This is a genomic window from Variovorax endophyticus (assembly GCF_025376855.1).
Lineage (GTDB): Bacteria > Pseudomonadota > Gammaproteobacteria > Burkholderiales > Burkholderiaceae_C > Variovorax.
Genome location: NZ_JAHUTH010000029.1, coordinates 90,603 through 111,772, shown reverse-complemented (window position 1 = coordinate 111,772; position 21,170 = coordinate 90,603). Strand labels below are relative to the sequence as shown.

At 72.0% G+C, this 21,170-nt stretch carries 21 protein-coding genes and 1 tRNA gene; 9 read left to right on the top strand and 13 right to left on the bottom strand.

Annotated elements, in window-relative coordinates:
• Position 1: 1 nt before the first annotated feature.
• Positions 2-766 carry a molybdate ABC transporter substrate-binding protein gene (gene modA / locus KV106_RS30810; RefSeq protein WP_057592936.1) on the top strand — a complete coding sequence of 255 codons (765 nt, stop codon included), beginning with the start codon at positions 2-4 and terminating at the stop codon, positions 764-766.
• Positions 763-1,554, top strand: coding sequence for an ABC transporter ATP-binding protein (locus tag KV106_RS30805; RefSeq protein WP_057592937.1), 792 nt, complete (start codon positions 763-765; stop codon positions 1,552-1,554). The genes modA and KV106_RS30805 overlap by 4 nt, the downstream gene beginning before the upstream one ends.
• A 6-nt stretch (positions 1,555-1,560) precedes the next feature.
• Here the strand turns inward: KV106_RS30805 and KV106_RS30800 are convergent, their stop codons facing one another.
• A complete protein-coding gene (locus tag KV106_RS30800) occupies positions 1,561-2,421 on the bottom strand; it encodes an NmrA family NAD(P)-binding protein (protein WP_261214895.1) in 861 nt (286 codons plus the stop codon).
• Between the two features lie 109 nt (positions 2,422-2,530).
• Between KV106_RS30800 and KV106_RS30795 the strand changes: the two genes are divergently transcribed.
• The 6 genes from KV106_RS30795 (at position 2,531) to fdhD (ending at position 7,856) form a co-directional block, all read left to right on the top strand.
• Positions 2,531-3,445, top strand: coding sequence for a LysR family transcriptional regulator (locus KV106_RS30795; protein WP_261214893.1), 915 nt, complete (start codon positions 2,531-2,533; stop codon positions 3,443-3,445).
• A 59-nt stretch (positions 3,446-3,504) separates the two neighbouring features.
• Entirely contained in the window at positions 3,505-3,786 is a 282-nt protein-coding gene (locus KV106_RS30790) for a YlcI/YnfO family protein (RefSeq protein WP_261214892.1), read from the top strand.
• Complete coding sequence (locus KV106_RS30785) at positions 3,783-4,097, top strand: type II toxin-antitoxin system RelE/ParE family toxin (RefSeq protein WP_261214890.1); 315 nt, start codon at positions 3,783-3,785, stop codon at positions 4,095-4,097. Before KV106_RS30790 ends, KV106_RS30785 begins: the two co-directional genes overlap by 4 nt.
• A 120-nt stretch (positions 4,098-4,217) precedes the next feature.
• On the top strand, positions 4,218-6,575 hold the full coding sequence (locus KV106_RS30780) for an FdhF/YdeP family oxidoreductase (RefSeq protein ID WP_261214919.1): 2,358 nt from the start codon (positions 4,218-4,220) through the stop codon (positions 6,573-6,575).
• A gap of 14 nt (positions 6,576-6,589) precedes the next feature.
• Positions 6,590-6,886: a hypothetical protein gene (locus KV106_RS30775; protein ID WP_261214888.1), complete on the top strand. Its 297-nt coding sequence runs from the start codon at positions 6,590-6,592 to the stop codon at positions 6,884-6,886.
• Between the two features lie 61 nt (positions 6,887-6,947).
• Entirely contained in the window at positions 6,948-7,856 is a 909-nt protein-coding gene (fdhD, locus tag KV106_RS30770; RefSeq protein WP_261214886.1) for a formate dehydrogenase accessory sulfurtransferase FdhD, read from the top strand.
• On the opposite strand, the gene mnmH is transcribed toward fdhD, so the two are convergent.
• The 5 genes from mnmH to KV106_RS30745 are packed head-to-tail and all read right to left on the bottom strand — an operon-like array spanning position 7,790 to position 12,208.
• Positions 7,790-8,860: a tRNA 2-selenouridine(34) synthase MnmH gene (gene mnmH, locus KV106_RS30765; protein WP_261214884.1), complete on the bottom strand. Its 1,071-nt coding sequence runs from the start codon at positions 8,858-8,860 to the stop codon at positions 7,790-7,792. The genes fdhD and mnmH overlap by 67 nt on opposite strands.
• 40 nt (positions 8,861-8,900) lie before the next feature.
• Positions 8,901-9,695 carry a phosphonate ABC transporter, permease protein PhnE gene (phnE, locus tag KV106_RS30760; protein WP_261214882.1) on the bottom strand — a complete coding sequence of 265 codons (795 nt, stop codon included), beginning with the start codon at positions 9,693-9,695 and terminating at the stop codon, positions 8,901-8,903.
• The gene (locus tag KV106_RS30755) at positions 9,692-10,525 is read right to left on the bottom strand and encodes a PhnE/PtxC family ABC transporter permease (protein ID WP_409976575.1); all 834 of its coding nucleotides are present in this window, start codon (positions 10,523-10,525) and stop codon (positions 9,692-9,694) included. The genes phnE and KV106_RS30755 overlap by 4 nt, the downstream gene beginning before the upstream one ends.
• Complete coding sequence (locus tag KV106_RS30750; protein ID WP_261214879.1) at positions 10,516-11,328, bottom strand: phosphonate ABC transporter ATP-binding protein; 813 nt, start codon at positions 11,326-11,328, stop codon at positions 10,516-10,518. Before KV106_RS30750 ends, KV106_RS30755 begins: the two co-directional genes overlap by 10 nt.
• A 22-nt stretch (positions 11,329-11,350) precedes the next feature.
• Positions 11,351-12,208: a putative selenate ABC transporter substrate-binding protein gene (locus KV106_RS30745; protein WP_261214878.1), complete on the bottom strand. Its 858-nt coding sequence runs from the start codon at positions 12,206-12,208 to the stop codon at positions 11,351-11,353.
• Between the two features lie 74 nt (positions 12,209-12,282).
• Between KV106_RS30745 and selD the strand changes: the two genes are divergently transcribed.
• A complete protein-coding gene (selD, locus tag KV106_RS30740) occupies positions 12,283-13,350 on the top strand; it encodes a selenide, water dikinase SelD (RefSeq protein ID WP_261214876.1) in 1,068 nt (355 codons plus the stop codon).
• A gap of 141 nt (positions 13,351-13,491) precedes the next feature.
• Here the strand turns inward: selD and KV106_RS30735 are convergent.
• From KV106_RS30735 to fdhE, 7 genes are all read right to left on the bottom strand, one after another.
• Positions 13,492-13,584: transfer RNA gene (locus KV106_RS30735), tRNA-Sec, on the bottom strand.
• A 14-nt stretch (positions 13,585-13,598) separates the two neighbouring features.
• Positions 13,599-15,506, bottom strand: coding sequence for a selenocysteine-specific translation elongation factor (selB, locus tag KV106_RS30730; protein WP_261214875.1), 1,908 nt, complete (start codon positions 15,504-15,506; stop codon positions 13,599-13,601).
• A gap of 10 nt (positions 15,507-15,516) precedes the next feature.
• A complete protein-coding gene (locus KV106_RS30725) occupies positions 15,517-16,722 on the bottom strand; it encodes a ferritin-like domain-containing protein (protein ID WP_261214873.1) in 1,206 nt (401 codons plus the stop codon).
• Positions 16,688-17,548, bottom strand: a complete 861-nt coding sequence (locus tag KV106_RS30720) for a phosphate/phosphite/phosphonate ABC transporter substrate-binding protein (RefSeq protein ID WP_261214871.1) — start codon at positions 17,546-17,548, stop codon at positions 16,688-16,690. The genes KV106_RS30725 and KV106_RS30720 overlap by 35 nt, the downstream gene beginning before the upstream one ends.
• 10 nt (positions 17,549-17,558) lie before the next feature.
• Positions 17,559-18,674, bottom strand: a complete 1,116-nt coding sequence (locus KV106_RS30715) for an acyl-CoA dehydrogenase family protein (protein WP_261214869.1) — start codon at positions 18,672-18,674, stop codon at positions 17,559-17,561.
• 31 nt (positions 18,675-18,705) lie between these two features.
• Positions 18,706-20,154, bottom strand: coding sequence for an L-seryl-tRNA(Sec) selenium transferase (gene selA, locus KV106_RS30710; protein WP_261214868.1), 1,449 nt, complete (start codon positions 20,152-20,154; stop codon positions 18,706-18,708).
• Positions 20,154-21,170 carry a formate dehydrogenase accessory protein FdhE gene (gene fdhE / locus KV106_RS30705; protein WP_261214862.1) on the bottom strand — a complete coding sequence of 339 codons (1,017 nt, stop codon included), beginning with the start codon at positions 21,168-21,170 and terminating at the stop codon, positions 20,154-20,156. The genes selA and fdhE overlap by 1 nt, the downstream gene beginning before the upstream one ends.

Sequence of the window (21,170 nt, the reverse complement as noted above, 5' to 3'; positions counted from 1 at the left end):
CATGCGTTCCATCCGCGCCTTGTCGTCCCTCGCCCTCGCTTCCGTCCTCGCCCTCGCGATCCCGCTGGGCGCCGCCGCGCAGCAGATCACCGTGTCGGCCGCGGCCAGCCTGACCGATGCCTTCAAGGAGATCGGTCCCAAGTTCGAGGCCGCCAAGGCCGGCACCACGGTGCGCTTCAACTTCGCCGCCTCGGGCGTGCTGCTGCAGCAGATCGGCCAGGGCGCGCCGGTCGACGTGTTCGCGAGCGCGGACCAGGAGACCATGAACCGCGGCGTCGAGCAGAAGCACATCGACACCGACACGCGCAAGAACTTCGTCAGCAACAGCCTGGTGCTGATCGAGCCGTCGAAGGACGGCGTGGGCGTCAAGAGCCTGCAGGACCTCGCCGGCCCGGCCGTGAAGAAGATCGCCGTGGGCAAGACCGCCACCGTGCCGGTCGGCCGCTACACCAAGCAGGTGCTCGACGCCGCCAACCTCTGGACCACGCTCGAGCCCAAGTTCGTGCAGGCCGACAGCGTGCGCCAGGTGCTCGACTACGTGGGCCGCGGCGAGGTCGAGGCCGGCTTCGTCTACCGCACCGACGCGGCCGTGATGGGCGACAAGGTCAAGATCGTGCTCTCGCCCAGCGGCAACAGCCCCGTGACCTACCCGATCGCCGTGGTGGCCGAGAGCAAGCAGAAGGCCGCCGCCAAGGACTTCATCGATTTCCTCTCGACCGACGCGGCGCAGGAGGTGCTCACGCGCTATGGTTTCGGCAAACCATGATTGATGTCGATCTGAAGCTCACGGTCACCGACGGCAGCCGCCGCTTCGACCTGGCCGCGCGCTTCTCGACCGACGTTCCCTTCGCCGCGCTCTACGGTCCCTCGGGTGCCGGCAAGTCGCTGACCCTGCAGGCCATCGCCGGCCTGCTGCGCCCCGCGGGCGGCCATGTGCGGCTCGACGGCCGCACGCTCTACGACGCCGCCGGCGGCATCGACGTGCCGGCCTCCGAGCGGCGCGTGGGCTACCTGTTCCAGAACTACGCGCTGTTTCCGCACCTCACGGTGCGCGAGAACGTGGCCTTCGGCCTGACCTCCTGGCGCCGTCGGCGCCTGCCGAGCGAGGAGGCCGACAACGTGCAGTCGCTGCTTGATCGCTTCGGCCTCGCCGCGCTGGCCGACAGCCGGCCGCAGAAGCTCTCGGGCGGCCAGCAGCAGCGCGTGGCGCTCGCGCGCGCGCTGGCCTGCCGGCCGCAGGTGCTGCTGCTCGACGAGCCCTTCGCCGCGCTCAACCCGATGCTGCGCGCCGAGCTGCGCGAGGAGCTCGCCGAGGTGCGCCGCGCCTGGGGCATTCCGGTGCTGATGATCACGCACGACATCGAGGACGTGCTCGCGCTGGCCGACGTGGCCTTCGTCTACAAGGACGGCCAGGTGGTGCGCGAGATCGACCTGCACACCGCCGAGAGCCGCGAGATCTCGCTGCGCGAGGCGGCCGGTGTGCCGGCCGTCGAGGACACGCCGCTGCGCAGCAAGCTGCGCGGGCTGCTGATGCAGGACGCGCCGGGCGCCTGAGCTGGCTCAGCCGGCCACGAGCTGGCGCACCACGTCCTCGAGCGTCACGCGCCCCTTGCGCACCGAGGCATCGTCGCCTTCGAACGCGATCCAGCCCTCGTTAAAGCCGTCGAGCATCTGTATGCGCGGCACCGGGTCGCGCATGCCCTGTTCGCGGAACAGCGCACCCCAGGTCTGGCGCGGCACGGCCTCGGCCTGCACCGGCCGGCCGAGCACGCGCGCGAAGGTGGCGGCGATCTCGTGCTGCGTCACGCGTGCCGGCCCCTCGAGCTCGACCACGCGCCGGCCCTGCCAGTCCTCCTGCAGCAGCTCGGCGGCCACGCGGCCCACGTCGAGCGTCGAGACCATCGGCACCGGCCGATCGAGCGGCTGCAGGAATCCGGGCAGCACGCCGCGTTCGCGCGCCGGTGCCACGTCCCAGGCCAGGTTGTCGAGGAACCAGGCCGGCCGCAGCAGCGCGAGCGGCAGCGGCAGGGGCGACAGGCCTTCCTCCATCAGCGAGCGCTGGCTCAGCAGGTTCGGCTGCGTGGCCTGCGCGCCCACGGTCGAGAGGCAGACCACGCGCGCGGGCCGCGCCGCCTCGAGCGCCTGGCGCACGGCCGCGATGGACGCGCGTGCCTCGGGAAAGCCCGGCAGCGGATCGAAGCATGGCGGCGGCAGCACGAACACGGCGGTGCAGCCGGCGAAGGCGCGCGCCAGCGCGTCGGCGTCTTCCATCTCGGCGACGGCGACCTCGCAACCGAGCGCGGCCCAGGGCCGGGCCTTGTCGGCATCGCGCACGACGGCGCGGACCTTCTGGCCCGAAGCGAGCAGGGCGCGCGCGGCGGCGCCGCCGACCTTGCCCGTGACTCCAGTGATGGCATGCATGTGATTTCTCCTTGAACGAATGCAACGGGGTGGATGCTAGGAATCGCAGGCCTTTGAGTAAATGCCGGGCAGCTCATATCATTCGTGACTCCAAATCACGGATGAATCCATGGCTCTCGACGGACGACTGCTTTCCAACGTCAGCGTGCTCGCCGCCGTCGTCGACAGCGGCAGCTTCGCCAAGGCGGCCGATGCGCTGGGCGTCACGCCCTCGGGCGTGAGCCGGGCCATCGCGCGGCTCGAGGCGCGCATCGGCGTGCGGCTGCTCGACCGCACCACGCGCTCGCTGGGCCTGACCGACGAGGGCCGCGAGCTCTACGCCAGCATCAATCCGCTGGTGCTCGGCATCGAGGATGCGGTGACGCGCGCCAGCGGTTCCGCGGGCGCGGTGCAGGGCCGGCTGCGCGTCAACGTCGACGCCTTCACCTCGCGGCTGCTGCTGGCGCCGCACATCCACCGCTTCGTCGAGCGGCATCCCGATCTCTCGCTCGAGCTCATCGCGCGCGACCAGCTCGGCGACCTCGTGGGCGAGGGCTTCGACATCGCCCTGCGCTTCGGCACGCCGCCGGCCTCCTCGCTGGTGGCGCGCAAGCTGATCGAGACCCGCGTCGCGACCGTGGCCGCACCCGGCTACCTCGCGCGCCACGGCCGGCCCGCGAAGCCGGCCGAGCTCGCGCAACATGTCTGCATCCAGGTGCGCGATCCGCTGACCGGCCAGCCCTTCGCCTGGGAATTCCGCCGCGGCCGCAAGTCGATCGAGGTGCCGACCGCGGGCCGGCTGCTGCTGACCGACCCCGGCACCATCCTCGGCGCCTGCGTCGCGGGCGCGGGCATCGCGCAGATCAAGGCGCTGGGCATCCAGGAACTGCTCGACGCCGGGCAACTGGTCGACCTCTTTCCCGACTGGCCCGACGAGCGCTTCTCGCTGCACGTGCTCTATCCCTCGCGCCACCTGCCGGCCGCCAAGGTGCGCGCCTTCATCGGCTTCGTCGAGGAGGTGCTGGCGCCGCGCGCCGCGGGCTGAGCCGGCCCGGCGCTCGCACGGCTGATCGTCTTGCATCGCATCGGCGATACAATTGAGCGATGAAAACCGCCACCATCCCGTCGTTGCGCGTGGAGCCCGAATTCCGTACCGAAGTCGAGCAGGTGCTGGGCGAGGGCGAGTCCTTGTCGCAATTCGTCGAGTCCGCGATACGCGCGCGCGTTCAGCAGCGCAAGGATCAGGCCGAATTCGTGGTCCGCGGCCTCGCGTCGTTGGCCAGCGCACGTCGTAGCGGCGCGTATGTCGATGCGGGTGAGGTGGTCGATCGTCTCAAGACAAAGCTCGAGGTGGCCAGGAAGCGGCAGCGTTCGGCGCACCGGTGAACTACAAGGTCCGCTTCACCCTCCAGGCGGTCGAGGACCTGGAGCGGCTGTATGACTTCATCATCGAGCGGGAACTCGCGCGGGGCGGGGACCTGGCACTGGCGTCGCGAGCGCTCGACGCCATCGAAAGCGGCATCGCCACGCTGGGTTTCTCGCCGTTCACCTGCCGCAAGGCAGGCGACAGCCCATGGATCCGCGAGCTTGTGATTCCGTTCGGCGGGAGCGGCTATGTCGCGCTGTTCGAGATTGAAACGAACGAGTCGATCGTCGTGGCCGCCGTCAGGCATCAACGGGAAGACGACTACCACTGAGCCGGGCCGGCCCCGGGGCGCGACGGATCGTCATTTCCGTTTTGAATCGGAGCATGTCCCGATTCAATTTGACGCTCCCGGCGCGCGCGGCGAACACTCTCCCGCATGAGCATTGGCGATATCGGCGAACAGAAGATCGAGTTCTACAAGGGCCCCGCGGGCGGTTGGGGCGCGTTGCGCAGCGTGAAGAACACGCTGCTGCGGCAGGACATTCCCCTCAAGGGTGCGAAGACCCTGCTGTCGGCCAACCAGCCCGACGGCTTCGACTGCCCGGGCTGCGCCTGGCCCGACCGCAACCATGCCTCGACCTTCGAGTTCTGCGAGAACGGCGTGAAGGCCGTGGCGGCCGAGGCCACCGCGCGCCGCGCCGGGCCCGAGCTGTTCGCGAAGCACACGGTGGCCGAGCTGATGCAGCAGAGCGACTTCTGGCTCGAGGACCAGGGCCGGCTCACGCACCCGATGGTCTACGACCGCGCGAGCGACAGATACCGTCCGATCGAGTGGGACGCGGCCTTCGAGCTGATCGCGCGCCATCTGAACGCGCTGCCCGATCCCAACCAGGCCATCTTCTACACCTCGGGCCGCGCCAGCAACGAGGCCGCCTTCCTCTACCAGCTGTTCGTGCGCGAGTACGGCACCAACAACTTCCCCGATTGCTCGAACATGTGCCACGAGCCCAGCGGCAGCGGCATGCGGCCGCAGATCGGCGTGGGCAAGGGCACGGTCACGCTCGACGACTTCGACAAGGCCGACGCGATCTTCATCTTCGGCCAGAACCCCGGCACCAACCATCCGCGCATGCTCGGCGAACTGCGCGCGGCCTCGAAGCGCGGCGCGCGCATCGTGAGCTTCAACCCGCTGCGCGAACGCGGCCTCGAGCGCTTCCAGGATCCGCAGAGCAAGATCGAGATGGCCACGCTGGGCTCGACGCCGATCAGCACCCACTACTACCAGCTGCGCGTGGGCGGCGACTTCGCGGCCCTCAAGGGCATGATGAAGCACGTCATCGAGCGCGACGACCGGAGCATCGCCGCCAGCGGCGCCTCGCTGCTCGACCGCGAGTTCATCGCCATCCACACCACCGGCTTCGAGGCGCTGGCCGCCGACCTGCGCGCCGAGTCGTGGGAGCTGCTCGAACAGGAGTCGGGCCTGTCCGAGGCCGACATCCGCGCCGCGGCCGAGGTCTACCTGGGCGCCAAGCGCGTCATCGCCTGCTGGGGCATGGGCATCACGCAGCACCAGCATTCGGTGGCCACGATCCAGATGATCGTCAACCTGCTGATGCTGTGCGGCCACATGGGCCGCGAGGGCGCGGGCGCCTGCCCGGTGCGCGGCCACAGCAACGTACAGGGCGACCGCACCATGGGCATCTGGGAGAAGCCGCCGGCCGCGCTGCTCGACCGGCTGCAGCAGGTGTTCGGCTTCGAGCCGCCGCGCGAGAACGGCTTCGACACCGTGGAGGCGATCCAGGCCATGCTCGACGGCCGCGGCCGCGTGTTCTTCGCGCTCGGCGGCAACTTCGCGGCCGCCACCCCCGACACTTACCAGACCTGGAAGGGCCTGCGCCAGTGCGACCTGACGGTGCACGTCGCGACCAAGCTCAACCGCAGCCACGTGGTGCACGGGCGCGAGGCGCTGATCCTGCCCTGCCTGGGCCGCACCGAGATCGACATGCAGGCCGCCGGCGCGCAGGGCGTGACGGTGGAGGACTCGATGAGCATGGTGCACATCTCGATGGGCATCAACCCGCCGGCCTCGGCGCAGCTGCTGTCGGAGCCCGCCATCGTCGCGCGCCTCGCGGCCGCCACGCTCGGTGCGCGCAGCCGCACGCCGTGGCTCTGGATGATCGAGGACTACGCGCGCATCCGCGACAAGATCGAGGCCGTGTTCGACGACTTCGCGGACTTCAACACGCGCGTGGCAGTGCCCGGCGGCTTTCGCCTGCGCAACACCGCGAGCGAGCGGGTGTGGAACACGCCGCAGCACAAGGCCGTTTTCTTCACCCACGCCGTGCCGACCGACACGCCGGTGCACCGCGCACGCGCGCGCCACGGCCGCAAGGGCGACGCGAAGGTCTTCACCCTGCTGACCACGCGTTCGCACGACCAGTACAACACCACCATCTACGGCATGGACGACCGCTATCGCGGCGTGTTCGGCCAGCGCCGCGTGGTGTTCATCCATGCCGAGGACATCCGCGCGCTGGGCTTCAGGGACGGCGACTGGGTCGACATCCTCACGGTGTGGGACGACGGCCAGGAACGGCGCGCCGACCGCTTCAAGCTGGTGGCCTACGACATTCCGCGCGGCAACCTCGCGGCCTACTACCCCGAGACCAATCCGCTGGTGCCGCTGTCCTCGGTGGCCGAGAACGCGGGCACGCCGACCTCGAAGTCGATTCCCGTGATGCTGGTGGCGCACGTTGCGCAGGCCGCGGAAGGTCCGGCCTCGGTCACGGGCGAGGAAGTCGCGGCCTGAGCTGCGTGCGCGCCATGTCCGACGAAGCGAACGACGCCTTGCCGCTGCCCGCCGTGATCCTGCTCGCGCTGGCCGGGTTCGAGGCCGAGGGCCTGGAGAGCGTCTCGCTGCCGCGCCTGGGCAAGCGGCTGGGCCAGGGCGCGAGCGTGCTGATGCGCCAGCTCGCGCTGATGGGCGACGCGGCCATCGGCGGCGTCCCGGGGCCGGGCTGGGTCGTGGTCGAGCGCGACGGCGAGCGCTGGCTGGCGCGCCTGAGCGACGCCGGCCGCGCGCTGGCCGAATCCCTCGTCAGCGACGCGCCCGCCGCCTGAACGCCTGGCCCGCCGCGGCGGGCAGGCCCACAATAGGCGCTCACTCCTTCGCCCCAGCGCCATGTCCACCGACACCGAACTCGCACCGCTGCCCTCGATCTCGCGCCTCGGCGTGCGCGTCTACGGCGAGGCCGGTGCGCCACCCGCCGGCATCGCGCGCGAGGACACGCTCGCGGCCGAGGTGCCGGTGGCGCTGGTGTTCAACGGCCTCTCGCATGCCGTGATGATGGCCACGCCGCAGGAGCTCGAGGACTTCGCGCTGGGCTTCGCGCTCAGCGAGGGCATCCTCGACCGCGCCGACGACTGCCGCGGCATCGAGGTCGAGGCGGTCGATGCGCACGATGCCGGCCTGCCCGAGGGCATGCCCGGCGTGGAGGTGCGGCTCGAGATCTCCACGCGCGCCTTCGAGCGCCTCAAGGGCCGCCGGCGCAGCCTCGCGGGCCGCACCGGCTGCGGCGTCTGCGGCGTCGAGAGCTTCGCGGCGCTCGACCTCGCGTCCGAACGCCTGCCGGCGCACGACTGGCTCGCGCGCATCGACCTGCCCACCGTGCTGCGCGCCTTCGCGGCGCTGCCCGAGCGCCAGCTGCTCAATGCCAGCGCCGGCGCGATCCATGCCGCGGGCTGGGCCACGCTCGAGGGCGAACTGGTCGAGGTGCTCGAGGACGTGGGCCGCCACAACGCGCTCGACAAGCTGCTGGGCCGGCTCGCGCGCACCGGGCGGCTCGGCGAGCCGGGCTTCGTGGTGCTGTCGAGCCGCGGCAGCCACGAGCTGGTGCGCAAGTGCGCGCGGCTGGGCATCGCGGCCATGGCCACCATCTCGGCGCCCACCGCGATGGGCGTGCGCATGGCCGAGCTCAGCGGGCTGCGGCTGTGGGGGCTGTGCCGCGCGCCGCGCGGCGTGCTCTATGCCGACGGGCTGGCGTCGCCCTCGAGCGCGCGCACCGCGTCGGCCAGCGCCTCGATGCCCTGATCGCCGAGGTCGGCCGCGGCCACGCGGCGCCGGCTGCCCCAGGTCTTGAAGTGGCGCTCCTGCGACTTCTCGTAGTGGGGGTCGTAGTGCAGCGCCATCAGCTCGGCGAAGAGCAGCGGCAGCTGCGCCTCGTGCGCCCACTGCTGCCAGCGCGCCACCGTTTCCTTGCCCTGCAGTTCCTTGAGCAGGCCGAGCTGGCCGGCCAGCGCCGCGCGGTCGTCGCCGAGGTAGGCGTAGTCGCGCAGCAGGTAGGCCAGCCGCGCCTCGGGCGTGGCCACCACCTCGATGCAGGGCGCGGTGCGCATCTTCGCCACCAGCGACAGCGGCAGCGAGAGCCGGCCGATGCGGATGCTCTCGCCCTCGACGTACAGCGGGCGCCGCAGGTCGATGCCTTCGAGCACCGTCGCGATGCGGGTCTCGAAATGCTTCTGCGAGGGTTGCGCCACGCCCGGCAGCGAACCCAGCAGCGAGCCCTTGTGGTGCGCGAAGTCCTCGAGGTCGAGCACCTGCTCGCCGCGCGCGGCCAGCGCATGCAGCACGCGGGTCTTGGCGCTGCCGGTGGCGCCGCAGACCACGCGCAGGTCGAGCAGCGGCGTCAGCGCATCGAGCTGCGAGATCACGTGGCGCCGGAAGCTCTTGTAGCCGCCCGCGAGCTGCTGGGCGTCCCAGCCCACCAGCCGCAGCCAGGTCACCATCGAGCCGCTGCGCATGCCGCCGCGCCAGCAGTAGACCAGCGGCTTCCACTTCTCGGGCCGGTCGGCCAGCGTGTCGCGCAGATGCCGCGCGATGTTGGCCGCGACCATCGCGCCGCCGATGCGCCGCGCCTCGAAGGCGCCGGTCTGCACGTAGACGGTGCCGACGATGTGGCGCTCCTCGTCGTCGAGCACGGGGCAGTTGATGGCGCCGGGAATGCGGTCGAGCGCGAACTCGGCCGGCGAACGGGCGTCGATGATCGTGTCGAAGGCGTGGCGATCGACGACCCGCACGGGCTGGCGGTGACTCATGGCGGGAACCTCATGCCTCCGATTGTCGCCTCCGACGGATTCAGGCGTAGGCGGGCCCGAGGCCCCGGCGCAAGCGAGCGCTCGCGAAGTCCACCAGCGTGACCAGCGCGAACATCGCGAGCAGCACCGTCATCGCCTGCTGCTGCTGGAAGATCGAGAGGTGGAAGTACAGCAGCTGGCCGAGCCCGCCGCCGCCCACGAAGCCCAGCACCGCGGCCATGCGGATGTTCATCTCCCAGCGGTAGAGCGTGTAGGCCACCCACTGCGGCAGCACGATCGGCAGGCTGGCGTAGCTGAAGGCCGCGACCGGGCCGGCGCCCGCGAGCGTCAGCGCGTGCTCGGGCTCGCGCGGCGCGTTCTCGAGCGCCTCGGCGAACAGGCGGCCCAGCACGCCCGTGGTGTGCAGCGCCAGCGCGAGCGCGCCCGCGAAGGGCCCGATGCCCGCGGCCAGCACCATCAGCGCGGCCCAGACCAGCTCGGGCACGCTGCGCAGCAGGTTGAGGACGAAGCGCGCGGTGTGGCGCGGCAGCCAGCCGGCGCGGCCCGATGCGGGCAGCGCGAGCAGGGCACCCGCCAGCGCCGCGAGCACGGTGCCGAGCGCCGACACCGCGAGCGTCTGCAGCGCGCCATGGCCGACCTTGGCGAGGAAGCCGCCCGAGAGGTCGGGCGGGAAGAACTCGGCGATGAACTTGCCCATGAGAGCGAGCGATTCGGCCGAGCCCAGCGCGCGGTAATCGATGCCGAGGTAGACGAAGCTCGCGACCACCGCCGCCGCGATCAGCAGCAGCGCGATCCGGCAGCGCACGCAGGGCGGAGGACGTGGCGGCAGGTTCATGCCAGCAGCCTGCGCAGTGCGTTGCTCATCGCGTCCGCCAGCAGCACCAGCAGCAGGAACACCAGCAGGATGCTGCTGGCCTCGCCGCCGTTGAGCATCTTCATCGACTGGTCCATCAGCTGGCCCAGCCCTCCGGCGCCGACGAAGCCCATCACCACCGAGGCGCGCACCGCGCACTCCCAGCGGTACACGGTGTACGAGGCCAGCTCCTGCGCCGTGTGCGGCAAGAGGCCATAGCACAGGGCCGCGAGCCGGCCGCTGCCGGCCTCGAGCAGCGCGCGCGCGGGGCGGGTGTCGGTCGATTCGAGGATCTCGGCGTAGACCTTGCCGAGCATGCCGCCGTAAGTGATGGCCAGCGCCAGCACGCCGGCCGCGGGACCGAGGCCCAGCGCGCGCACGAACAGCAGCGCCCAGACGATCTCGGGGATCGCGCGCAGCACCATCAGCAGCCAGCGCGCCGCCTGCCGCACGATGCCCGCGCGCACGCGGCCCGGCCCGGGGCCGATGCGCGAGATCGACAGCGCGCGCGTCGTCACGAAGGCCAGCGGCGCGCCGATCAGCAGCGCGAGCGCGGTGCCGGCCGTGGCCATGGCCAGTGTCTCGAGCGTGGCCTTGGCGAGCAGCGCGAGAAAGGCGGGCGAGCCGTCGGGCGGAAGAAAGCCCGCGAGGAAGCCGCCGATGACCGCGAGGTTGCCGCTGCCGAACAGCGCCCACGGCTTGAACTCGGCCAGCGTCAGCATCGGCCAGGCGACGACCAGCGCGGCGAGTCCGAAGCCGAGCCGGCGCCGCGCCTGCGGATCGCGGTGGACGGCGCTCGCGCTCAAGCGCAGCCCGGCCGCTGGAAGGCCGCCTCGGCCGCCACGGGTTGCGGCGCGCGCTGCACTGCCACGCCGCCTTCGCTGGCATAGAGCGCGTCGAGCAGCGCGGGCGTGAGCTCGGCGGTCGGCAGGTCGAACATCAGCTGCCCGTTGCGCATGCCGACCACGCGCGGAAACCAGCGCAGCGCCAGGTCCACCGCATGCAGCGAGGCGACCAGCGTGGCGCCCGTGCTTTCGCTCTGCGCGACCAGCTGGCCCACGGCGGCATCGGCCAGCGTGGGGTCGAGCGCGGAGACGGGCTCGTCGGCCAGCAGCAGCGCCGGCCGCTGGTAGAGCGCGCGCGCGATGCCCACGCGCTGCAGCTGCCCGCCCGAGAGCCGGTCGCAGCGCTCGAACAGGCGGTCCTCGAGCGACAGGCGCGCCAGCACCTCGTGCGCGCCGGCCATGTCGGAAGGATGGAACAGCGAGGCCAGCGCGCGCCAGCTCGACCACTGGCCCAGCCGGCCCGCGAGCACGGCCGTGACCACGCGCAGCCGCGGCGCGATCGGCGGCGCCTGGTGCACGGTGGCGATGCGCGCGCGCAATTTCTTGAGCGCACCGGCCGGCAACTGCCAGGGCCGCGCGTCGAGCGTTCGCACCTCGCCTTCGCCGGGTCGCAGCGCGGCCCCGAGCACGCGCAGCAGCGTGGTCTTGCCCGCGCCCGAGGGCCCGATGACCGCGAGGCGTTCGCCGTCGAGCGCCGCGAGCTTCACCCCGGCCAGCGCGCGCTGGCCGTTGGGATGCACCACGCCCACGCCGTCGAGCGAGAAACCCATGCGCGCTTTCTCTAGCTTGTGCTTACTTGATCAGGCCGGCCGACTTGCCCGCCGTCTCGATGCCATCGTAGTTCGACGACTTGGTCGGGATGAACTTGCTCGCGCGCTGCAGCGCCATGATCTCCTTGTGCGCCGGGTTGGCCGGATCGAGCTTGAGGAAGGCGTCGGTGAGCTTCTTCGTGAGCGCCGGGTCGAGGCCCGGGCGCACGGTCCAGTTGTAGTCGTAGTAGGTCGGCGTGGTGGCCAGCACGCGCACCTTGGCGGCGTTGGGGTTCTTGGCCTCCACCAGCTTGTCCCACACCGAGGCGTTGAGCACGCCGGCCTCGGCGCGCGAGGCGGCCACGAAGGCCACGGTGGCATCGTGCGCGCCCGAGAACGCGACCGTCTTGAAGTCCTTCTCGGGGTTGATGCCGGCCTGCAGCAGGAAGTAGCGCGGCATCAGGCTGCCCGAGGTGGAGGAGGGCGCGCCGAACGCGAAGGTCTTGCCCTTGAGGTCCGCGAGCGTCTTCGCGCTGCTGTCCAGCGGCACGATGAACTTGCTCGTGAAGACCTCGTCCTCGGCGCGCTGCACGATCGGCACCGCGCCGCCGTTGGTGCGGATGCGCGCCTGCACGAAGGTGAAGCCGCCGAGCCAGGCGAGGTCGATCTTGTGGGTGGCGAGGCCCTCGACCACGGCAGCGTAGTCGGTCACGGGCGTGAACTGCACGTCCATGCCGGTTTCCTTCTTGAGGTAGTCGCCCAGCGGCGTGAATTTGCGCTGCAGTTCGGTCGGCGCCTCGTCGGGAATGGCCGAGACGCGCAGCACGCCCTGGGCGAAGGCGCCGAGGCTGGCGGCGGAGAAGGCCAGGGCAAGGGCCAGTCGTGTGAGTGTCTTTTTCATGGATGCGCCTTGGCGGCTTGCGGTTTTGGAAAGGTCGGGATTGTAGAAAGCGGGCCCGATTCGATAATCGGCCCATGAACCCGACTCTCATGAATCCGCTCGCGCCGCTGCGCCTCACGAGTTTTTCGCACGGCGGCGGCTGCGGCTGCAAGATCGCGCCGGGCGTGCTCTCGCAGATCCTGAAGAACCATGGCGGCGGCCTGATCCCGCCCGAACTCATGGTGGGCATCGAGACCGCCGACGACGCGGCCGTCTACAGGCTCAACGACGAGCAGGCGCTGATCGCCACCACCGACTTCTTCATGCCGATCGTGGACGACCCCTACGAGTTCGGCCGCATCGCCGCCACCAATGCCATCAGCGACGTCTACGCCATGGGCGGGCGGCCGATCATGGCGCTGGCCATCCTCGCGATGCCGATCAACCAGCTGCCGGTGGAGGTCATCGCCGAGATCGTGCGCGGCGGGCAGGACGTCTGCCGCGCCGCTGGCATCCCGATCGCGGGCGGCCACACCATCGATTCGGTCGAGCCGATCTACGGCCTGGTCGCCATGGGCCTCGTGCATCCCGACCGCGTGCGGCGCAATGCCGACGCGAAGGCGGGCGACGTGCTGGTGCTGGGCAAGCCGCTGGGCGTCGGCGTGCTGTCGGCCGCGCTCAAGAAGGAGCAGCTGTCCGAGACCGGCTACCGCCAGCTGATCGAGAACACGACGAAGCTCAACACGCCCGGCATCGCGCTCTCGGCGCTCGAGGGCGTGCATGCGCTGACCGACGTCACCGGCTTCGGCCTCGCGGGCCATGCGCTCGAGCTCGCGCGCGGCGCGAAGCTCTCGGCCGTCGTCGAATGGTCGAAGGTGCCGCTGCTCGACCGCGTCGAGGCCATGGCCGCCGAGGGCTTCGTCACCGGTGCCTCGGGCCGCAACTGGGCCGGCTACGGCGCCGAGGTCGAACTCGCCGCCGGCCTGCCGCCGACCGCGCAGGCGCTGCTCAGCGATCCGCAGACCTCGGGCGGCCTGCTCGTGAGCTGCGCGCCGGAGGCCGTCGATGCCGTGCTGAAGGTGTTCGGCAACGAGGGCTTCGACCGCGCCGCCGTCATCGGCCGAGTGGAAGCGAATGGTCCGTCGTTGCGCGTTCTTCCCTGAACCCGGGTCTTTCTCCCTCCCCCTCTGGGGGAGGGCCGGGGTGGGGGCACGCGCCCGTCGACGAAGCACCGTCGTCTCGCCAGCGCCGTCAGCCCCCATCCCGGCCTTCCCCCAGAGGGGGAAGGAGCAAGACAAGAAAGGCGGAAAGGGGAAGGAGTCGAACCTTCCCGGCGACGACTGGCGCCACCCACCGGGTTTGAAGCCCGGCCGCCCCACCAGGGACGATCCCCTCCCATGCGCACGGCCCTTCACGGCCGTGCCTCGAACAGCACCGTGTCGGGCCGCAGCAGATGCGTGTCCTTCACGCGCCGCGTGAAGCCGACCCGGTCGAAGAACTCCAGCAGCTGGATCGCGCGCTTGCGGCCCAGCCCGGTCGCGTCCCGGAAACTCGCGGCCTGCAGGCCCTCGGGCCCCTGCAGGCAATCGCGCGCGATCGCCGCCAGGCATTCGACCGTCGCCTGCGGATAGTACAAGTCCTTGACCACCTGGAAGGCCTCGCCGCGCCGCGCGAGGCTCGCGAGTGTCTGGCGCACCACGGCCTCGCTCGCGCCGCAGTCCTTGGCGAGGTCGCGCACCCAGGGCGGATCGAAGCCGCCATCGGCCAGCTTCGGCAGCAGCTTCTGCGCGAGCTTCTGCTCGGCCTCGCCGAGCCGCGCCGCATGGTCGGGGCGGTGCAGCCAGGTGCCGCTGCGCACCAGCGCGCCGCGCGCCACCAGCGACTCGACCGCATGCCGCCACAGCGTGTCGCCGGTGCGCGGGCCGGCCAGGCGCTTGAGGCGGCGCGCATCGGGGCCGACCTCGTCGGGCGCGTCGCGGTGGAAGTCGTCGAGCCGCGCCACGATCCGGGCCTCGAGCGCGTCGAGCTGTTCGCGCGCGATGGCGGTGCCGGCGACGCGCTGCGCATCGCCGGGCAGCGGCAGCGCGGCCTCGTCGGCCAGCGAGAGGGCGCGCGCCACCTGCGCGGTGTCGAGGCCCAGCGGCGCGTGGCGCAGCAGGGCCGCGATGCGGTCGTCGCGCGCGTCGAGGCGCCAGGCCGCGAGCGTGTCCAGCCGTTCGGGCGTGCGCCGGTAGCGCACCGGCGCGAAGGGGTCGAGCACGCGCGCGCCGGCCATGGTGCGCGTGGCCGAGGCATCGCGCAGCACACCGCGGTCGCCGTGCCAGGCGGCGATCTTCTCGCGCAGCACCAGTTGCGCGAGCGCGGTCTCGCCGGGCTGCAGCAGCTCGCGGTCGAGCAGCGCGAGCGAGGCTATGGTGTCGCTCGCGCCCAGGTGCGCATGCACCGTGGTGCCCGAGCGCAGCGCCTTGGCCTCGCCGGGCCACAGGCTCAGTTCGATGTCGATGCGGTCGGTGGCCAGCGCGATCGAGGGCGTGCAGATCCACTCGCCGCGATGCACCTCGTCCCTGGCCACGCCCGCGAGCGCGAGCGCGCAGCGCTGGCCCGCCTGCGCGTGCTCGGCCTGCCGGTTCTGCGCATGGATGCCGCGCACCCGCACCGCGCGGTCGCCGGGCGCGATGCGCAGCTCGTCGCCCACGCGCACCTCGCCGCTGAAGGCAGTGCCGGTCACCACCGTGCCGACGCCCGCGAGCGTGAAGGCGCGGTCGACCGCGAGGCGGAAGGCCAGGCCGTGCTCGCGCGCGCGTTCGTCGCGCGCCACGGCCACGAGCCGCGCGCGCAGCGCCTCGATGCCCTCGCCCGTGACGGCCGAGACCGCGAACAGCGGTGCGCCCGCCAGCGGCGTCGGCGCCAGCAGGGCCTCGACCTCGGCACCCACCTCGGCCAGCCGCGCCGCGCGCTGCGCGGGGTCGATGCGGTCGATCTTGGTGATCGCCACCGTGGCGCCGCGCACGCCGAGCAGCGCCACCACCGCGAGGTGCTCGCGCGTCTGCGGCATCACACCGTCGTCGGCCGCCACCACCAGCAGCGCATGCTCGATGCCGGTGGCACCGGCCAGCATGGTGTGCAGCAGGCGCTCGTGGCCCGGCACGTCGACGAAGCCCAGCGACACGCCCTCGGGCGCGTGCAGGTAGGCATAGCCGAGCTCGATCGAGATGCCGCGGCGTTTCTCCTCGGGCAGCCGGTCGGTGTCGACGCCGGTCAGCGCGCGCACCAGCGAGGTCTTGCCGTGGTCGATGTGGCCTGCGGTTCCGATGATCATGGCGCGAGCATCACATGAAATTGCGCGTGTGCAGTTCGGACAGCCGCTCGGCCTCTTCGCGCGCGAAGCCCAGCCGCGCGAGGCGCGCGCGCCGGCCCGCCGCCATGTCGCGCTGCAGCTGCTGCACGGCCGCGTGGCCGCGTGCGATGGCGGCCGGCGACAGCGCGCCCGCGGCCAGTAGCACCAGCGCGTCGAACACCTCTTCGTTGAGGCCCGCGGTGGCCGCCAGCGCGTCGTAGCGCAACTCGATCGCATTGCGCAGCCGGGCCTGGAACTCGGGCTGCACCGACAGCCGGTACTCGAGGTGCGCCATGCCGAAGGCCACGTGGCGCGCCTCGTCGCGCGCGGCGAGCCGCGCGATCTGCCGCGTCACCGGATCGGGTGCATGCGCCTGCAGGAAGTTGAGCAGGTTGACGAAGCTGCCCTCGCCGAGCACGGCCAGCAGGAAGGTGGCGATCGAGAAGTCGGGCGCCTCGAACAGCGTGCGCAACGAGGCCTGGCCGCCGGCCGTCGACAGCGCGGGCTCGTGGCCGCGTAGCGTGGCGCGCCGCGTGAAGACCTCGATGTGCCGCGCCTCGTCGGCGCATTGCAGCGCCAGCAGCTGCAACACCTCGCGGAAGTGCGGATGGATCTGGCCCAGGTGGCGCGCGGGCACCAGCAGCGCGGCGTTCTCGTTCTCGATCAGGTAGGTCATCACCTGCACCACCGCGGCCTCGATGGCCGGCGGCAGTTCGAACGGCGCCGCCCAGTCGATGGCGGTGGCCGGGTCCCACTGGGCCGCCGCGGCCTGCGCATAGAGCTCGCCCGCGGTGGCGGCCCAGAGCTCGTGGCGCTGGTGCAGCGAGAAGAAAAAATCGGGGCTGCCGGCCTCGACCGTCGCGCCGCGCGCGGCCAGTCCCCAGCTCGGCAGAGCCTCGGCCTCGGTGTCGCCGCGTGCATGGCCGGTGGGCTGCGCGCCGCGCCAGCGGCCCTCGGCATGCGGGCCGCGCGTGATGAGGGCGAGCGTCATGCCCTGGTCGTCCTGCTCGAAGCGCAGCGGATGGCCCTGGCCGCGGCACCAGGCCTCCAGGTGCAGCTCCCAGGCCGGCGCCGTGCCGCGCACGTGCAGCTCGCCGCCCACGGGCCGCTCGGCCAGCGCGCGGCGGATGAGCAGCAGGGCGCCCTGGTCGAGGCCCAGCGACTCAATATCGATAGCCGGTGGCGGTGATGCGGCCATCGCCGTCGTAAAAGCGCTCGTCGTCGACCGCGCGCTCGAGCAGCGCATAGCCGCTGGTGCGGCCGGCGCGCCATTCGCGCAGGCCCTCGAGCTCGAGCAGCGGGCGCACCTGCGGGTCGTCCCAGCGCATCGCCATCAGCAGCGACACGAAGCGCTCGACGAGCGCGGCCGGCGCGTCTGGACTGGTGGTGAAGTTGCAGTGGTCGTAGGCGCCGGTGCGCGCCAGCACGCGCGTGCTGCCCGCGGGCAGGGTGCCATCGAGGCCGAAGGCCAGCAGGTTGCCGTCGATCAGGCAGCAGGCGTCGATCTCGCCGGCGCGCAGCGCCACGGCCGCGTCGCGTTCGCCGCCGATGTGGTCGCCATGCTTGCCGCCGAGCACGTCGAACAGGCGGGCCTGGAAGTCGCGCGATTGCACCAGGCCCGCGCCGCGCAGGTGGTCGAGCGGGATCAGCGTGGCCTGCGGCGAATCGGCCGCGCCGAAGCCGATGGTCTTGCCGCGCAGCTGGTCGAGCGACTGCACCGGGCTGTCGGCGCGCACCACGATGGCCGAGCGCAGGTCGCAGTCGGTGTCGCGCATGGCCACGGCGCGCACCTGCTGGCCGCGCGCACGTGCGATGCGATCGGCGCGCACCCAGGCCAGCGGCGAGTTCCAGGCCAGGTGGATGCTGCCGTCGAACTGCGCCTCGACCTGGCGCTCGTAGTTCGAATACAGCACGTAGTCGAAGGCCAGGCCGTGCTGCGCGAAGAAGGCCTTGAAGCCTTCCCAGATCGTGACGACCTTGGGCGCGTAGGCGACAGCGCCCATGATCAGCGTCGGTTCGGACACGGGCAGCTCCTCAGAACAGCGGCAGGCCGGTGATGGCCTTGCCGATGAAGTCGTAGAGCACGTCGGAGGTCGGCGCCATCACGCTCGAGGCGCGCGCATCGCGGAACAGCCGTTCGATGCCCGCCTCCTTGCGGAAGGCCGCGCCACCGCACACGCGCATCGCGGTGTCGGTCACCGTCAGCGCGGACTCGGCCGCGGCGGCCTTGACCTCGAGCACGCGCAGCATGGTGTCGGCACGGCCCGCGCCGATGGCGGCGATGGTGTCGTCGAGCAGGGCCTGCGCCATGTCGGCCTGGATGCGGGCGCGCGCGAGGTAGGCGCGGATGGTGGGCAGGTCGGCCAGCGAGCTGTCGAGGTGCACGTGCTTCGTCTGGCTCACGTGGCCGATGGCGCGCGCCAAGGCGCCGTTCATCAGGCCCACGGAGCAGGCGGCGCTGAGCACCGAGAACCAGGGCAGCACCACGCCCATCATGGTGTCGAAGCCCTTGCCGTCCTCGCCGAGGCGATCGCTCGCGGCGACGCGCACGCCCTTCGCCGCGATCGGCGTGGAGGCGTTGCCGCGCAGGCCCAGGCCGTCGAAGCGTCCGGGCTGGCTCAGCCCCTCGGCCCTGGCGCCGACCAGCCACAGCGTGCTCGCGCCCTCGGCCGCGAGCGGCTTGCTCGACCACACATAGCTGTCGGCCTCGAAGGCCGAGGTGACCCAGCTCTTGCGCGCATCGAGCAGCACGCCGTCGCCGTCGGCGCGCGCGGTGCCGGTGGGGGCCCAGAAATGGCTGCGCGAGTCGGCCTCGGAGAAGGCCAGCGTGCTCAGGTGGCGGCCTTCGGCGATCGCCTTGCGCACGGCCTCGGGGCCCTGCTGCTCGAGCACCGCGGTGGCGCAGTAGTGCATGCAGACCACCATCGCGGTGGAGGGGCAGGTCTGCGCGAGCTGCGCGACCACCTGCGCGGCTTCCTTGAGGCCCAGGCCCCGTCCGCCCACCGCGGTGGCCGAGACCAGGCCGAGCAGGCCGGCCTTGCCGAGCGCCTCGATCGCCTCGCGCGGGAACCGTGCCTCGGCATCGGTGCGGGGGGCCAGCGGCTGGAGGACTTCCTTGTCGATATCGGCGAGCGCGTCGAGCGGGTTCATCGCATTCTCCTGAGGTCGGGGTTGAGGTGAATCACTGGAGCCGCTCGCGCAACAGGGCGAGCTGGGCCGAGAAGGGGGCGCTGTCTTCCAGGCAGCGCAGGTCGAGCAGCAGCCGGTCCTCGGCGATGCGGCCGATCACCGGCAGGGGCAGGCCGCGCAGCGCGGTGGCGAGCGCATCGAGCGCGGTGCCGATGCCTTTCTTCGCGGTGCCGGCCGGCGCCAGCGCGAGGCCGGCCGAGGGCAGGCGTTCGACCGGCAGCGAGCCCGAGCCGATCTGTCCGAGCAGCGGCACCACCTCGACCGTGAAGCGCGGCCCCACGGCCTCGCGCACGGCGGGCAGCAGCGCCTGCGCCATCTCGCGGATCGCATCGGCCGGGCGCGTGAGCAGCCGCAGCGTCGGCAGGTCCTGCGCGAGGCGCTCGGGCCGCAGGTAGAGCGACAGCGTGGCCTCGAGCGCGGCCAGCGGCAGCTTGCTCATGCGCAGCGCGCGCTTCATCGGGAACTTGCGGATGCGGCCCACGGCCTCCTTGCTGCCGACGATGAGCCCGGCCTGCGGGCCGCCGAGCAGCTTGTCGCCCGAGAAGGTGACCACGTCGCAGCCGGCCGCGAGCATCTCCTGCGGCAGCGGCTCGCGCGGCAGGCCGTAGTGCGCGAGGTCGACCAGCGAGCCGCTGCCGAGGTCGGTGGCCAGTGGCACGCCGCGCGCATGCGCGATGCCGGCCAGCGTGGCCTCGTCGACCGCGGCGGTGAAGCCCTGCACCGCGTAGTTGCTGGTATGCACCTTCATCACGAGGGCGGTGCGCGCGTTGATGGCGCGCTCGTAGTCCTGCGGATGGGTGCGGTTGGTGGTGCCGACCTCGACCATCTGCGCGCCCGCGCTGGCCATCACGTCGGGCATGCGGAAGGCGCCGCCGATCTCGACCAGTTCGCCGCGCGAGACGATCACCTCGCGCTCGCGCGCCAGCGCCGCGATGGTCAGCAGCACCGCGGCCGCGTTGTTGTTGACCACGGTCGCGGCCTCGGCGCCGGTGATGGTGCGCAGCAGGTCTTCCACCAGCGAGTCGCGGTCGCCGCGGCTGCCGGTGGCGAGGTCGTACTCGAGGTTGTTGGGCGAGGTCATGACCTCGAGCAGCCGCTGCAGCGCCGCATCGGCCAGCAGCGCGCGGCCGAGGTTGGTGTGGATGACGGTGCCGGTGAGGTTGAGCACGCTGCGCATGCGCGGCGCGAGGCGTTGCGCGATGCGCCGAGCGAGCGTGGTGTCGAGCGCGCCGGCCTGCACCTCGGCGGCGGGCAACTGGCCGGCCAGGGCGCGGGCACGCAGGGCATCGAGCAGCGCGCGGGCCTCGCCGGCCACCAGCGTGTGGCCATGCTCGGCCACGAGGGCCTGCGCGGCGGGTGCGCGCAGCAGTCGATCGACAGAAGGCAGATCCTGGGGCCTTGCCGTCGAGCCGTGGACCACGGACTCTTCGGGCGCCGCCATCAGCCGCCTCCGCCGTCGTCGGGGATTTCAGGGTCGCCGAACAGCAGCATCAGGTTGTGGCCGCTGCGCTGGTGACCGTTCTCCGACACCAGCAGGTCGAGCGTGACGCTCGCGAGGTCGTCGGCCACAGGTTCGACCTCGGGGTCTTTTTCCATCGCGATCTGCTTGAGGTAGTGGCCGCAGGTGTCGCAGCACTCGGCCTTGACCGCGCCCTCGCGCGCGCCGGTGGCGGGCATTGCAACGCCGGGCTCGGGCGTCAGCGATTCGAAGTGGATGCCCTTGGTGCTCTCGCAGTGCGTGCACTTGATGCGCACGTAGTGCCACTCGGTGCCGCACAGCGCGCAGTGCAGGTAGCGGAAGCCCGCCTCGTCGGCGCCGATGCGCGTGATGCTCGCGGTGGGCGCGCTGCCGCAGCAGGGGCAGAGGTTGCCGGGATCGGTGCGGCCGAAGATGTTCTCGCCATGCCGTTGCGCCACCTGCAGCACGAGCTGTGTCCAGTAGACCTGCAGGCCGGCCGCGATCAGCGGCGCGGCCGCGAGGTCGAGGCCGAACATGATGCGGCGCGACAGCCGGTCGGCCTGCTGCTCGAGCCAGTCGTCGTCGGCCGCGACCACGCGATCGAGCGTGTCGCGCGCCGGGCCTTCGGACAGCCGCGCACGGAACAGGCCGAGCAGGCGGCGCAGCTCGGCGCGCCAGACCGGATCGCGCGGCCAGCCGAAGGCGGGCAGCGGCGGCTTGAGCGCGCGCGACGCGGCCTCGAGCGCCTCGGCCTCGGGCAGCGCGACCGGCGCGTGGTCCTGCAGCACCTGGTGCTGGGCCTGCGCCAGGTCGGCGATGAAGGTCAGGTACTCGCGCATCGGGTGCGAGGCCGCGAGCTGGCGCAGCCGCAGCTGCCGGTCGGAGAAGGCCGCGGCGCGCACCGGCAGCCGCAGGAAGGGCATCTGCCGCCCCGCCTGCATGGCGATCTGCTCGGGCTCGAGGACGCGCGTGGTGCGGATCGGTGGGCTGCTGCTCAT

Bases quoted from the DNA above. Each gene is read 5' to 3' on its own strand.
- modA (WP_057592936.1), top strand. From the start codon at position 2: ATGCGTTCCATCCGCGCCTTGTCGTCCCTCGCCCTCGCTTCCGTCCTC.
- KV106_RS30805 (WP_057592937.1), top strand. From the start codon at position 763: ATGATTGATGTCGATCTGAAGCTCACGGTCACCGACGGCAGCCGCCGC.
- KV106_RS30800 (WP_261214895.1), bottom strand. From the start codon at position 2,421: ATGCATGCCATCACTGGAGTCACGGGCAAGGTCGGCGGCGCCGCCGCG.
- KV106_RS30795 (WP_261214893.1), top strand. From the start codon at position 2,531: ATGGCTCTCGACGGACGACTGCTTTCCAACGTCAGCGTGCTCGCCGCC.
- KV106_RS30790 (WP_261214892.1), top strand. From the start codon at position 3,505: ATGAAAACCGCCACCATCCCGTCGTTGCGCGTGGAGCCCGAATTCCGT.
- KV106_RS30775 (WP_261214888.1), top strand. From the start codon at position 6,590: ATGTCCGACGAAGCGAACGACGCCTTGCCGCTGCCCGCCGTGATCCTG.
- fdhD (WP_261214886.1), top strand. From the start codon at position 6,948: ATGTCCACCGACACCGAACTCGCACCGCTGCCCTCGATCTCGCGCCTC.
- mnmH (WP_261214884.1), bottom strand. From the start codon at position 8,860: ATGAGTCACCGCCAGCCCGTGCGGGTCGTCGATCGCCACGCCTTCGAC.
- phnE (WP_261214882.1), bottom strand. From the start codon at position 9,695: ATGAACCTGCCGCCACGTCCTCCGCCCTGCGTGCGCTGCCGGATCGCG.
- KV106_RS30750 (WP_261214879.1), bottom strand. From the start codon at position 11,328: ATGGGTTTCTCGCTCGACGGCGTGGGCGTGGTGCATCCCAACGGCCAG.
- KV106_RS30745 (WP_261214878.1), bottom strand. From the start codon at position 12,208: ATGAAAAAGACACTCACACGACTGGCCCTTGCCCTGGCCTTCTCCGCC.
- selD (WP_261214876.1), top strand. From the start codon at position 12,283: ATGAACCCGACTCTCATGAATCCGCTCGCGCCGCTGCGCCTCACGAGT.
- selB (WP_261214875.1), bottom strand. From the start codon at position 15,506: ATGATCATCGGAACCGCAGGCCACATCGACCACGGCAAGACCTCGCTG.
- KV106_RS30725 (WP_261214873.1), bottom strand. From the start codon at position 16,722: ATGGCCGCATCACCGCCACCGGCTATCGATATTGAGTCGCTGGGCCTC.
- KV106_RS30715 (WP_261214869.1), bottom strand. From the start codon at position 18,674: ATGAACCCGCTCGACGCGCTCGCCGATATCGACAAGGAAGTCCTCCAG.
- selA (WP_261214868.1), bottom strand. From the start codon at position 20,154: ATGGCGGCGCCCGAAGAGTCCGTGGTCCACGGCTCGACGGCAAGGCCC.
- fdhE (WP_261214862.1), bottom strand. From the start codon at position 21,170: ATGAGCAGCAGCCCACCGATCCGCACCACGCGCGTCCTCGAGCCCGAG.